We start from the raw sequence: 12,622 nt of genomic DNA on the forward strand, positions 1-12,622 counted from the left end.
GCACCGCTCCCCCGACCTAGAGGCCGGACTCGGACGTGCGCACCAGGATGCGGCGGCAGTTCTCGCAGCGGATGACCGTGTCGGACGCCGCCCGCCGGATCTCGTTCAGCTCGGTGATGGCCAGCTCCTGCCGGCAGCCCTGGCAGGAGCGCGCGTACAGCTTCGCCGCGCCGATACCGCCCTGCTGCTCGCGGAGCTTGTCGTACAGCTTGAGCAGGTCCGCCGGGACGGAACCGGCGACCACCTCGCGCTCCTTGGTGACCTGGGCGACCTCGGCGTCGATCTGCTCGACCGCGGCGTCGCGGCGCGCGGTCGCGTCGTCGACCTTCGCCTGGACGGCGGACACGCGCTCGGTCAGCTCGGCCACCCGCTCCTGCGCGGACTCCCGGCGCTCCATGACCTCCAGCACCACGTCCTCCAGATCGCCCTGCCGCCTGGCGAGGGAGGCGATCTCGCGCTGGAGGTTCTCCAGGTCCTTGGGCGAGGTGACGGCGCCGGAGTCCAGGCGCTGCTGGTCGCGGGTGGCGCGCTGGCGCACCTGGTCCACGTCCTGCTCGGCCTTGGTCTGCTCGCGGGCGGTGTCGCTCTCCTCGGTCTGCGCGGCGACGAGCAGGTCGCGCAGCTGCGTGTGGTCCTTGGTCAGCGTCTCGATCTCGGCGTGCTCGGGCAGCGACTTCCGCTTGTGCGCGAGCTGCTGGAGACGGACGTCGAGGTCCTGGACGTCGAGGAGTCGGATCTGGTCGGCGGGCGCGGCGTTCAGTTCGGGGCTCCAGGGGATTCAGAGGTGGTCGAGGCCGCGTGGGCGGTCCAGGGGTCGGTGACCGTCTTCGAGACGTGGACGCGCAGGTCCCATCCGTGCCGGTCGGAGATCTCGTCGAGCTGGCTCGCGGCCAGTTCGCACCAGGGCCACTCGGTGGCCCAGTGCGCCGCGTCGAGCAGCGCGAGGGGGCTGTGGGCGACGGCCTCCGACGCCGGGTGGTGGCGCAGGTCGGCCGTGAGGAAGGCGTCGACCCCGGCCGCGCGGACCTGGTCGAAGAGGCTGTCGCCGGAGCCGCCGCTGACGGCGACCGTGCGCACGGTCGCCCCGGGGTCGCCGGCGACGCGGATGCCCTGCGCGGTGGCGGGCAGCCGCTCGGCGGCGAGCGCGGCGAACTCCCGGACGGTCAGCGGGTGGTCCAGGGCGCAGACGCGGCCCAGGCCGCGGCGGCCCGCGGGATCCGCCGGGTCCGGTACGAGCGGCCCGGTGACCCGCAGGCCGAGGGCGCCCGCGAGGGCATCGGAGACGCCCGGGTCGGCGGTGTCGGCGTTGGTGTGGGCGACGTGCAGCGCGATGTCGTTCTTGATGAGGGTGTGCACGACGCGGCCTTTGAAGTGCGAGGCCGCCACGGTCGTCGTGCCGCGCAGGTAGAGCGGGTGGTGGGTGACGAGCAGGTCGGCGCCCAGCTTCACCGCCTCGTCGACGATCTCCTGGACCGGGTCGACGGCGAACAGGACGCGCGTGACCTGCTGGTCCGGGTCGCCCGCGACGGTGCCGACCGCGTCCCAGGACTCGGCCCGCTCGGCGGGCCACAGGGTCTCCAGCGCGGCGATGACTTCAGACAGACGGGGCACGGGAGCAAGGCTACCCGCCTGATCTGTGGCGTTGCACCGCCATGGGCGAGGCCGGTCCCGCGGCGCGACGCGCAGCACAGTTGCCCCACTCTCCTCAGGCGAATCGTTCCTGGAACACCCTTATGTGTGAAGTCGGGGTCCGAGGAATTCCCCGCCCGTGCGTGCGATAACTACGTTCGTCACTGGAGGTGACCGAACGATGACGGCCTGTGCGATCGAGCCTTCGGCGGGACGCGAGGACGGGGACCGGGACGCGTACCAGGACCGGGGTCAGGGCGGGTACCAGGACGGGTGCCAGGACCGGGACCGGGACGGGTACCGGGACGGTCCCGCGCCGGCAGGCTGCACCCTCACCGCGGACGGCGCCTACGCCGCCCGTCTGGCGTCGGCCGGTGACTCCTGGTTCCCCGAGCGCTGGACCCTGGACGGTCCCGAGCCCTACGCGGTCCCGCTGCCCCGCAACCAGCCGGAGGAGCCGGGCACCGAGGTGCAGCCGATGGGCGACGGACGGGTGCTGATCCACCGGCTGGTGGCCGGGCGGCACGCCTTCTCCCTGCTCTATCCGACCGGCCCCGGGACGGGCGAGCTGCCCCTGGGCGCGGTCGAGTGCCGCGACGGCACCGCCCGGCTACGGCTGCTGCCGCCCGCCCCGGGCGGGGAGAGGGCGTACGCGCTGGCCGTCGGGCAGCGGTCCACGTCGGTGTGGCTGGTGGCCGGCGGCGCGTTCGGGCCCGAGCGGCTGGCGGAGCTTCCGGGCCGCTGCTCGGGCGGGGTGTGGCTGGACCGCGCGGGGCGGCTGCTGGCCCTGGACCGGGAGACCGGGGGGCGCACCAAGGCGGTCGTGGTGGACCTGGGGTGCGGCGGCGAGGTGTCGCCGCTGCTGCAGATCGCCGCCGACAGCGAGGACCGGGTGCTGCTCGCCGACCACGACAGCGGCCTGCTGATCGTCCGCTCGGACGCTCCCTCTCCCGGACAGGAGCGGTTGGGCTGGGGGGTGCTGGGCAGCACGCTGCCGGTGCGGTTCCCCGAGTGCCTGCGGTTGCGGGACTGTTCGGTGACGCCGTTCGCCATCCAGCCGGGGCAGGTGCTGACACCGGAGAGCTGCGCGGTGGCCCTGCGGGTGGACGGGCCGGCGGGCAGCTGGGTCGGGGTGTGGCGTCCGGCGGAGCGGCGGGTGCACCATCTCCCGGCGCCGCGGGGGTGGTTGGCGGGCACGGGACTGTGGACGGCGGAGGGGGTGCTGCGGCTGCCGTACGCGACGGAGGCCGTGCCGTGCGGGGTGGCGCAGGTGAGTCCGCCACCGGCCGCAGCGGGGGGACCGGCGGCAGCGGCGGGACCGGCCGCAGCGGAGCGCGTTCCGGTGCCGGACGCGGAGCCGGACGCGGAGCCGGACGCGGAGCCGGACGCGCCGGGTGCGGAGCTCCCCGGGCCCCTCCCGGACCCCCGGGGGACGTCCTCGGTACCCCCGCCCGACCGGGCTCCGGCGCCCGCCGCCGCCCGCCCCGTTCCGCTCGCGCAGGCACCGTTGGGACGCCTTGTAACGAGCTAGTGCCGGTCGGCGTGGCCACCTGGAATCGGGGTGCGGCGGGCCGGTTACACTCGCCCGGCTGTAAAGAAGATGATGTTGACGGGGTGAATTCCATCCGATGAGCGACGCCAGCACGAACCAGCGTATCGCCGACGTGCAGGAGACCTCCGCCGGTCACGGCCGGCACCGTGGTGAGGTGTCCACGCAGGACAGTGAGACGGCTCCGCGCGGCCGTCACCGCAAGCCGGTGGCGGAGAGCGAGCCGGCCGGGACGGCGGCCTGACGGACCGTCGGCCACCACCCGGCGCAACGGCCCTTCCCGGCGTACGACATACGCCGGGAAGGGCCGTTGCCGTGTCGCTTCGCCGGCCCTGCGCCGTTCGGGCCCGCGGCCCTGTGGGGCGACGCCGGCGTGTACGTTGGCCGGGGGCCGGGCGCCATGCCGAGGGCGCCGCCGAGCGCCCGCACGGCCCGGACGGCCCGCACGGCCCGGACGGCCCGCACGGCCAGGGGAACGAGGACCAGGGGATCAAGGGGCACATGGCACGCGTCGCCGTCATCACCGCGCCGAACATCGGGTACCGCAACACGGGCATGCTGACCGTGGACTTGGCGTTCGAGTCCCTGCGGCGACGGGCGGGCGGCGCGTTCGACGCCACCTGGTACACGCTGCACACCCCGGACACCGTGCCGCTGCGCGACTGCGCGCGCGGGACGCGGATGCCGTTCGACTTCCTTCCGCTGGCCGAGCACCTGGACGACCTCGGCGACCACGACGCGGTCGTCTTCTGGGGCGACTTCCTCCACACGCGCCATTACCTGGCGCAGGACGCGACGAACCGCCTGACGGACTTCGGGATCGCCGCGGACCGGGACGCGGCCCGCGCCCTGCTCAACCGGACGCTGCTGCTGGCGGACCAGCCGGACGCGCTCCTCGCCCGGACCCTCAGCTACGGCGGGACGATCCTGCACAACACCCAGTCCGACTACGAGGACAAGGAGTACGGCCCGCTGTTCACCCGCCTGGTGCGGCGCGCTCACCGGGTCTGGGTGCGCGACCCGCTCTCGGCGGCGAAGATCACGCACCTGCGCGGCGACCGCACCACGGACCACTTCGGTTCGGACGCGGCCCTGCTGAACCGTCCGGGCGACTTCGGCCACCTGCCCGTCACGGACTGGTCGACCTCCGTCCCGGACGGCGGTGCGATCGGCGTGTTCCTCGGTGCCCGCACACCGGTTCCGGACTGGCTGCCGGCCACCTGCGGCGAACTGTCCGACCGGCTGGGCGCCCCGTTGGAGTGGCTGCCCTGGTTCGACCGGGACGTCCCCGCCGCCCTCGCGCACATCCCGCGGCGCCCGGGCGAGCACACCGTCGGCGACCTCCTCGGGGTCCTCCCCCGCTACCGGCTCGTCATCACCGACACCTACCACCTGGCCGTCAACGCCTGGGGCGCCGGCACCCCGGCGGTGTGCGTCGGCGCCCCCGAGCCGACGCCCAAGACGCACGACGACTACCTGACGCTGAGCGACGTGAAGAAGCACGTCTTCCACATGGCGTACGACGCGACGGACTTCTACCTGTCGACCCAGCGGGGGTACGGGGGCGACGCCGAGCGCATCGTCCGGCTGGTCGAGGGCGGCGGGGCCGCGGCGGTGGCGGCACGCGTGCGCGACCACGCCGAGTACTCGGCGACGTCGTTCCTCAGCACCCTGACCTCACTGCTGGACACGCCCCGCCCCGGCGCCTGACGGGGGCCGACGGCGGGGCGCCCGGCGTCAGTTCGGGTCGCGCCGGAACAGGGCCGTCCACAGGAAGGGCTCCCCGAAGTGCTCCGACTCCTCCGGCTCGTCCCGCATGCGCCGCAGTTCCAGCTCGGTCAGGCCGGAGAAGACGTGCCGCAGGGACTCCGGCGTGTACGCGAGACCGCCGAGCAGCCCGCCGCCCTCGCGGTAGAAGCCGGCGTCGGACACCTCCGAGCCCATCCCGCCCTCCCCGGCGGCGAAGCAGGTGAGCCCGAACAGGCCGCCCGGCGCCAGCAGCCGCTCCAGCAGGGCCAGGTGGCTGACCCGGCGGTGCGGCGCCAGGTGGTGGAAACAGCCGGAGTCGTAGATCAGGTCGTACGGGCCGGTCAGTTCGGTGGCGGCGAGGGCGAAGGCGTCGCCGCAGTGGAACCGCACGCCGTCCGCCCCGACCTCGCGCACCCGCTCCCGGGCCCAGGCGAGGGCCTGCGGTGACAGGTCGACCGCGTCGACCTCGAAGCCCTGCCCGGCGAGGTACAGGGCGTTGCGGCCCGGTCCGCAGCCCAGGTCGAGCGCGCGCCCCCGGCCGGTGCCGTACCGCTCCAGGCAGCGCACGAGGTTCTCGTCGGGCTTCGCCACGAAGAACGGCACCGGTCGCGAACGGTCGGCGTAGAAGCCGTCCCACCAGTCCGCGCCCCGTCCCGACCAGCGGTCGGCCTCCGGCGCGAACAGGCCGTCGAGGAGGGCGAGTACGTCGTCGGCGGTGCGTATGGTCCGGTCCATCCGGTCCCCCTTTCCCGAGCCGCCCACGCTAGGCGCGGAGAGGAGGAATGGCCAGGTCAGCACGCTTCTGACGCAGCGTCAGAGAAGTGCTCCCCGGGCCTGCGGGGCACGCGCGGGCAGGCCCTCGGCACGTGGGTCCGGCCCGGGGCCGAAACAGCGGTGGCGTGCCCGCGAAGGGCCCGCACGGGCCGGTCGCGGAGCACCCCACCGCCGCCGTTCCACAGGGTGGCGCCCGAAGGGCCTCACCCGGTCCGCGGCTCCCGCCCCGGCCGGGGCAGCCACACCCACATCAGCACCACTCCGGCCGCCAGCACCGCCGCGCCGACCCGGAACGCCAGGGCGTAGCCCTCCGTCAGGGCCTGCGGGGTCGCGCTGCCGCCCGAGCGGGCGGCAGCCAGGGTCGACAGGACGGCCAGGCCCAGCGAACCGCCCATCGTGCGGGAGGTGTTGACGAGGCCGGAGACCAGTCCGGCCTCCTCGGGCGCCGCCCCGGACGTGGCCAGGGAGGCCAGCGGGGTCCCCGCCAGGCCCGCGCCGAGCATCATCAGGACACCGGGGACGAGGATCCCGGTGACGTAGGGGCTGCCCGGGGTCAGGGTGGACTGCCAGGCGAAGCCCGCCACGGCGATCAGCGTGCCGAGCACCGCCACCGCGCGCGGTCCGGCCGTGCGCATCAGCCGGGGTGCGAGCTTGGAGCCGAGGACGACGGCGAGCGAGCTGGGGACCAGTGCGAGTCCGGCCTTCAGCGGGCCGTAGCCGAGGACGTTCTGGGCGTAGAGGGTCATGAAGAACCACATGCAGAACATCGCCGAACCGCTCAGGAACATCGCGGCGTTGGCGGAGGACACCGACCGCAGGCGCAGCAGGCTCAGCGGCATCAGCGGGCTCGCGGTGCGGGCCTCGACGGCGAGGAACGCGGCGAGCAGGACCAGCCCGGCGAGCAGCGGGACCAGGGTGGCCTCGGCCGTCCAGCCCGCCGCCTCCGTCTGGGAGATGCCGTAGGCGAGGGTGCCGAGCCCGGCGGTGACGAGGAGGGCGCCGGGCAGGTCCAGGCGCCGCCCGTCCCCGGCCCGGCCCTCGACGAGGAACCAGGCGGCGGCACCCAGCACCACCGCTCCCACGGGCACGTTGATGAGCAGCACCCACCGCCAGGACAGCGTCTCCACGAGCGCTCCGCCGACGAGGCCGCCCGCCGCTCCGCCGCCGGCGCCGACCGCCGTCCAGGTGCCTATCGCCCTGGCCCGCGCGGCCCCCTCCGGCACGGAGGCGGTGAGGATGGTCAGCGTCGAGGGTGCCAGCACCGCGGCGCCCAGTCCCTGCACGGCCCGCGCGAGCAGCAGGTGCCACTCCTGCTGGGCGAACCCCCCGGCCAGCGAGGCGAGGGTGAACAGACCGAGCCCGACGAGGAACATCCGCTTGCGGCCGTAGAGGTCACCGGCCCGGCCGCCGAGCAGCATGAAGCCGGCGAAGGCGATGGCGTAGGCGTTGACCACCCACTGCAGGCCCTGCTCGCTCAGTCCGAGACCGGTGCGCATCGACGGCAGCGCCACGTTGACCACGGACACGTCCAGCACGACGAGGAACTGCCCGGCGCAGGTCAGCGCCACCACGAGCCAGGTCGGCGGCGTACCGCGCGGGCGCGGGCGAGGCGGGTGGTCGGTGGCGGGGCGGGCGGATTCGAGCATGGGTGTCATGCTCTCAACCCGCTTGCGCCCCTTGCATCGGGATTTCGCCGGGCCGGGGTCTCGGTCCGGGGCCCTAGGTCCGCCGACCGCCGAGCCCCAAGGGAAGGTCAAGAATTCGTTAGAGTGCCAAAGCAACGGAATAGTTGCCCGGACGAACGAGGTTCGCACTCCATGCAACCGCTCGACCCTTGTCCCCCGCGCAGTTCCCGGCCTGGAGGCCCTCCTCGATGACGCAGACGACGACAGACCGTCCCGCCGGCAGGGCGAGCGGGACCGTGGTGCCGGTGCTCGCTTTCGCGGGCATCGTTGTCGCGGTGATGCAGACCCTGCTCGTCCCGGTGATCAAGGATCTGCCGCGCCTGCTGGACACCACTCCCGGCAACGCCACCTGGGTCCTGACCTCGACCCTGCTCTCGGGCGCGGTGGCGACCCCGATCATGGGCCGCCTCGGCGACCTCTACGGCAAGCGCCGCATGCTGATCCTCAGCCTCGCCGTGATGGTCGTCGGCGCCCTGCTCAGCGCGCTCACCAGCGACCTGCAGGCGATGATCGCCGGCCGCACGCTCCAGGGCTTCGCGATGGGCGCGATCCCGCTCGGCATCGGCCTGATGCGGGACATGCTGCCCCGCGAGCGGCTCGGCTCGGCGATGGCCCTGATGAGCTCCTCCATAGGCGTCGGCGGCGGCCTCGCCCTGCCCGCCGCCGCCCTGGTCGCCCAGCACAGCGACTGGCACGCCCTGTTCTACGGCGCCGCCGGCCTGGGCGTCCTGTCCATCGCCCTCACCCTCCTCGTCGTGCCGGAGTCCCCGATGCGCGCCGCGGGCTCCTTCGACCTGCCGGGCGCGCTCGGCCTGTCGGCCGGCCTGGTGCTGTTCCTGCTGCCGATCACCAAGGGCAGCGACTGGGGCTGGACCTCCTCCACCACCCTCGGCCTGTTCGCCGCGGCGGCGGTGGTGCTCGTGCTGTGGGGCGTGATGGAGCTGCGCGTCAAGGCGCCGCTGGTGGACCTGCGCACCACCGCCCGCCCGGCCGTGCTCTTCACCAACCTCGCCTCGATCATGGTCGGCGTCTCCTTCTACGTCGTCTCCCTCGTCCTGCCCCAGCTGCTGCAGCTGCCGGAGTCCACCGGCTACGGCCTCGGCCAGTCGATGGTCGTCGCGGGCCTGCTGGTCGCGCCGCTGGGCCTGACGATGATGGTCACCGCTCCCGTGTACGCCCGGCTGTCCGCCAGGTACGGCCCCAAGGTCACCCTGATCCTCGGCCTGACGATCATCGCGGTCGGCTACGGCGCGGGCCTCGGCCTGATGAGCGCCGCCTGGCAGAGCCTGGTCATCTCGGTACTGCTGGGCGCGGGCATCGGCCTGGCCTACTCCTCGCTGCCCGCGTTGATCGTGGGCGCGGTCCCGGCCTCGGAGACGGGCGCCGCGAACGGGCTGAACACGCTGATGCGCTCCATCGGCACGTCGGTCTCCAGCGCGGTGATCGGCATGGTGCTGGCGAACACCGCGGACACCGTCGGCGGTGTCGAGATCCCCACCATGCACGGCTTCCGGATCTCCTTCCTGATCGCCACGGCCGCGGTGGCCGTGGGCCTGGTCCTGGCCTTGTTCCTGCCGGGGAACCGGCCCTCGGGCACGCCGCAGTTGCGGGCCAGCAGCGAGGAGGACGCCAACCTGGAGCGCGCCGAGCGGGCCCTGCGCGGCTTCCGGGGCCGTGTGCTCGCCCCCGACGGCTCCCCGGTGGCCCGCGCCAAGGTCACGCTGATCGACCGCCACGGCCGGCAGGCCGGCGCCACCCTCTCCGCCGAGGACGGCAGCTACACGCTGGGCGTCCCGGCCCCCGGTGCCTACGTCGTCGCCGCCCGGGCCGCCGGGCACGGCCCGCACGCCTCGTCCGCCACCCACGCGGGCGACGACCGGGCCGTCGACCTCGACCTGTCCCTGCCGGGCGAGACGGTCTCCGCCTGACCGGCGCCTCCCCGTACCCCCTGTCGGCACGCGGCAGGGGGTACGGCACGATGGGCGCCCGGACCGTCGTACGACCGAGAGGAACCCCATGCCCGCGGCCCCGAAGCCCGAGATCCTGGCCGCGTTCGAGGCGGCGAAGGGGTTCATGCCCGCCGCCGAGGGCCTGGCCCTGTACGCGGCTGCCGTCGAGGCCGGGCGGCTGGGACTGCCGCTGCTGGAGGTCGGCACGTACTGCGGGCGCTCCACGGTCCTGCTCGCCGACGCGGCCCGGCAGGCCGGGGTCAGCGCGCTGACGGTGGACCACCACCGCGGCAGCGAGGAGCAGCAGCCGGGCTGGGAGTACCACGACCCGGAGACGGTCGACCCCGAGATCGGCCTGATGGACACGCTGCCCACGTTCCGCCGGACGCTGCACCGGGCGGGCCTGGAGGAGCACGTGGTGGCGCTGGTGGGGCGCTCCCCGCAGATCGCCGCGTTCTGGCGGACGCCGCTGGGGTTCGTCTTCATCGACGGCGGCCACACCGACGAGCACGCCACCGCCGACTACGAGGGCTGGGCCCCGCACGTCGCCGAGGGCGGACTGCTCCTCATCCACGACGTGTTCCCCGAGCCGGAGGACGAGTTCACCGGCCAGGCGCCCTACCGCGTCTACCTGCGGGCGCTGGCCTCGGGCGCGTTCACCGAGGTCTCGGCGACGGATTCGCTGCGGGTCCTGCGGCGCACCGGCCCGGGCGTGTGAGGGAACGGCTGGGCGGGTGAATCGCCCCCGGTGGGGCCCCGCCCGGTCGGCCCACGGGCGGCGTGGCGCGTCGGCGCCCGGCCGCCGCTGCCCAAGGATCCGGGCGCGTGGCCCACACCTTCGAAGAGCTCGTGGAGAAGCAGCGCGCGGCGGACGAGGCGTACGCCCTCGTGCGTCAGCTGCAGGACGCGTACGGCCCGCCCACCCAGACCAAGTGGAGCGAGCAGCAGAACACCACCTGGGAGACGGCCTGGCGCGCCTGGCGCGACCTCGCCCGGGACGTGCAGGCGGCGGTGACCGCGTACGCCCGACAGGAGGACACCGCGCGCACGGAGATCGAGGCACGGGTGAAGGAGGCGGTACGGCACGGGGACGAGGGCGCCGGCTCCGGCTAGCCGCCACCCGTCGGGCCGCCTTCCGTCCGCCCGCCCCGGCGCACGGCCGCTAGGGTGGCAGCGTGTCGTACGCAGGCCCGGAATTCGAACCGTCCCCGCCCCGCCGCCCCCGTCGCGGCCCCCTGACCGTGGCGCTCGCCGCGCTGGTGCCGGGGGCGTTGCTCGGCTGGCTGGTCTACGAGACGGTCGGCGGCTCCGGGGGCGGTGACGACCCGGGGCGTGCCGACGTGCGGTCCTCCTCCCCCGCCGAGTCGCGAGCGCCCGCCGACGACGCCAAGGGGCCGGGCGCCTCGAAGGAGCCGGGCGCCTCGCCGTCAGCCACGAAGTCCGCCACGGCGTCCGCCCCCGCCGCCTCCGGGCCGCTCAAGGGCAAGGTCGTCGTCATCGACCCGGGCCACAACCCGGGCAACTTCCGGCACGCCGCCGAGATCAACCGCCAAGTGGACATCGGCACCAACCGCAAGGAGTGCGACACCACCGGCACCTCCACCAACGCGGGTTACACCGAGGCCGAGTTCACCCTCGACGTGGCGCACCGGATGCGCACGCTGCTCCAGGAGCAGGGCGCCACGGTGAAGCTGACGCAGGACGGGGACCGGCCGTTCGGGCCGTGCGTGGACGAACGGGCCCGGATCGGCAACGAGGCGAAGGCCGACGCGGTGGTCTCGATCCACGCGGACGGCTCGGGCGCCGGGAACCGCGGCTTCCACGTGATCCTGCCCGGCTCGGTCCACGCGGGCGCCGCGGACACCCGGGCGATCGTCGCCCCCTCCCGCGATCTCGGCGAGCGGGTCGCGGGCCGCTTCGTGGCGGTCACGGGCACCGCGCCCTCCAACTACATCGGCGACGGCGGCGGTCTCGTCACGCGCAAGGACCTCGGCGGTCTCAATCTGTCAACGGTTCCCAAGGTGTTCATCGAGTGCGGCAACATGCGCGATAGCAAGGATGCGGCGCTGCTCACCAGCGGCGCCTGGCGGCAGAAGGCCGCGCGGGGGATCTCCGAAGGAATCGTGGGTTTCCTGCGCGGGTAGGCGCGGACCGGAAGATCCCGGCGGACACGCCGACCGGGCGGGCGATAGGGTCCCTCTTACGATGAGGGGCCACCCCTGCGCTGCCTACCGGGGCCCGACGACGGCCCGGTGACGGCGACGCCTCTATTGACGACGAGACGACCTGCGAAGGACCTGAAGTGAATATCCGCTCCCTCACTCGGGGCGACGGCGTGGTGATCGGAGCAGCGGTGTTGCTGTTGATCGCGTCGTTCCTCGACCTCTACTCCTTCGACAATGTCCCCGACAGCGTCGACCTTCCGAGCCTGTGGGGCAGCGGCCCGGTCGTGTTCGGCGTCGTGCTGGCCGGGATCATCGGTGCCGCGCTCGTCGTCGTGGCCCGGGGCCTGCCGCAGGCGCCGAAGGTCGCGGGTCTGGACCTCGGCCAGTTCGGCATCGCCTTCACGGTGTTCGCCGCGTGGTGCGCGCTCGGCAACATCTTCGACGTGCCGGGCGGCTACGACAACATCGGCGACTTCGGGGACCGCAACGCCCCCAGCCCCGGCATCGGCATGATCCTCGCCCTGATCGCGACGCTGCTGCTGGCCGCCGCCGCCGTCGCCACGCCGCTGGTGCCGGCCCTCAAGGGCTCGCTCGTGCCGGCCCCGCGCCCGGCCGCCCCGCAGCCCTACGGCGCCCAGCCGTCCGGTGGTTACGGCTACCCGGGCGCGCAGCAGCCGGGCGGCTACGGCCACCCCCAGCCGGGCCACCCGCAGCCGGGGCAGCCGCAGCCCGGGCAGCCGTTCGGCGGCCAGCCCCAGCAGGCACAGGCCCAGCCGCAGCCCCCGGCCGGGGACTTCTCGCCGTTCTGGTTCGCCGTTCCGGTGCCGCGGCCGCTGTTCGCCGAGGACGGTTCCCCGTCGCCGATCGCCGAACTCGCGCCCGGTACCTGGTACCTGGCGGTCGAGCAGCGCGGTCAGGCCCTCGTCGCCCAGACGCAGGACGGCCGCCGGGGCGTCCTGCAGGACACCTCGGGCATCCAGCGCGGCTGAGCCGCACGGACCGCGCACGGCCCCTCGCCCTTCCGGGCGGGGGGCCGTCGCCGTTGCCCGGCACGCGTCTCGCGTCTCGCGTCTCGCGTCTCGCGTCTCGCGTCTCGCGTCTCGCGTCTCGCGTCTGAACTGC

General features: G+C 74.2%; 12 protein-coding genes. 8 read left to right on the plus strand and 4 right to left on the minus strand.

Annotated elements, in window-relative coordinates; translation table 11 throughout:
- Window positions 1-16: 16 nt before the first annotated feature.
- Complete coding sequence (locus ACZ4M5_RS04715) at window positions 17-760, minus strand: zinc ribbon domain-containing protein (RefSeq protein WP_467734231.1); 744 nt, start codon at window positions 758-760, stop codon at window positions 17-19.
- A complete protein-coding gene (locus ACZ4M5_RS04720) occupies window positions 757-1,611 on the minus strand; it encodes a Nif3-like dinuclear metal center hexameric protein (protein ID WP_467733099.1) in 855 nt (284 codons plus the stop codon). The genes ACZ4M5_RS04715 and ACZ4M5_RS04720 overlap by 4 nt, the downstream gene beginning before the upstream one ends.
- Before the next feature lie 199 nt (window positions 1,612-1,810).
- Here ACZ4M5_RS04720 and ACZ4M5_RS04725 point away from each other — a divergent pair, with 199 nt between their 5' ends.
- The 3 genes from ACZ4M5_RS04725 (at window position 1,811) to ACZ4M5_RS04735 (ending at window position 4,888) form a co-directional block, all read left to right on the plus strand.
- A complete protein-coding gene (locus ACZ4M5_RS04725) occupies window positions 1,811-3,160 on the plus strand; it encodes a hypothetical protein (RefSeq protein WP_467733101.1) in 1,350 nt (449 codons plus the stop codon).
- Between the two features lie 97 nt (window positions 3,161-3,257).
- Window positions 3,258-3,422, plus strand: coding sequence for a hypothetical protein (locus ACZ4M5_RS04730; protein WP_467733103.1), 165 nt, complete (start codon window positions 3,258-3,260; stop codon window positions 3,420-3,422).
- 257 nt (window positions 3,423-3,679) lie between these two features.
- Window positions 3,680-4,888, plus strand: a complete 1,209-nt coding sequence (locus ACZ4M5_RS04735) for a polysaccharide pyruvyl transferase family protein (RefSeq protein WP_467733105.1) — start codon at window positions 3,680-3,682, stop codon at window positions 4,886-4,888.
- 27 nt (window positions 4,889-4,915) lie between these two features.
- Here the strand turns inward: ACZ4M5_RS04735 and ACZ4M5_RS04740 are convergent, their stop codons facing one another.
- Both ACZ4M5_RS04740 and ACZ4M5_RS04745 read right to left on the minus strand, forming a co-directional pair.
- Window positions 4,916-5,662, minus strand: a complete 747-nt coding sequence (locus tag ACZ4M5_RS04740) for a class I SAM-dependent methyltransferase (protein WP_467733106.1) — start codon at window positions 5,660-5,662, stop codon at window positions 4,916-4,918.
- A 242-nt stretch (window positions 5,663-5,904) separates the two neighbouring features.
- On the minus strand, window positions 5,905-7,356 hold the full coding sequence (locus tag ACZ4M5_RS04745; RefSeq protein ID WP_467733108.1) for an MFS transporter: 1,452 nt from the start codon (window positions 7,354-7,356) through the stop codon (window positions 5,905-5,907).
- A gap of 218 nt (window positions 7,357-7,574) precedes the next feature.
- Here ACZ4M5_RS04745 and ACZ4M5_RS04750 point away from each other — a divergent pair, with 218 nt between their 5' ends.
- The 5 genes from ACZ4M5_RS04750 (at window position 7,575) to ACZ4M5_RS04770 (ending at window position 12,489) form a co-directional block, all read left to right on the plus strand.
- Entirely contained in the window at window positions 7,575-9,314 is a 1,740-nt protein-coding gene (locus ACZ4M5_RS04750) for an MFS transporter (RefSeq protein WP_467733110.1), read from the plus strand.
- 88 nt (window positions 9,315-9,402) lie between these two features.
- Window positions 9,403-10,053 carry a class I SAM-dependent methyltransferase gene (locus ACZ4M5_RS04755; protein ID WP_467733112.1) on the plus strand — a complete coding sequence of 217 codons (651 nt, stop codon included), beginning with the start codon at window positions 9,403-9,405 and terminating at the stop codon, window positions 10,051-10,053.
- A 107-nt stretch (window positions 10,054-10,160) separates the two neighbouring features.
- Window positions 10,161-10,448 (plus strand): hypothetical protein, encoded by a 288-nt coding sequence (locus tag ACZ4M5_RS04760; RefSeq protein WP_467733114.1) that lies wholly within the window; start codon window positions 10,161-10,163, stop codon window positions 10,446-10,448.
- A gap of 62 nt (window positions 10,449-10,510) precedes the next feature.
- On the plus strand, window positions 10,511-11,479 hold the full coding sequence (locus tag ACZ4M5_RS04765) for an N-acetylmuramoyl-L-alanine amidase (RefSeq protein WP_467733116.1): 969 nt from the start codon (window positions 10,511-10,513) through the stop codon (window positions 11,477-11,479).
- A gap of 158 nt (window positions 11,480-11,637) precedes the next feature.
- Window positions 11,638-12,489, plus strand: coding sequence for a hypothetical protein (locus ACZ4M5_RS04770; protein WP_467733118.1), 852 nt, complete (start codon window positions 11,638-11,640; stop codon window positions 12,487-12,489).
- Window positions 12,490-12,622: the final 133 nt, after the last annotated feature.

Source organism: Streptomyces sp. NPDC026246, assembly GCF_055567995.1.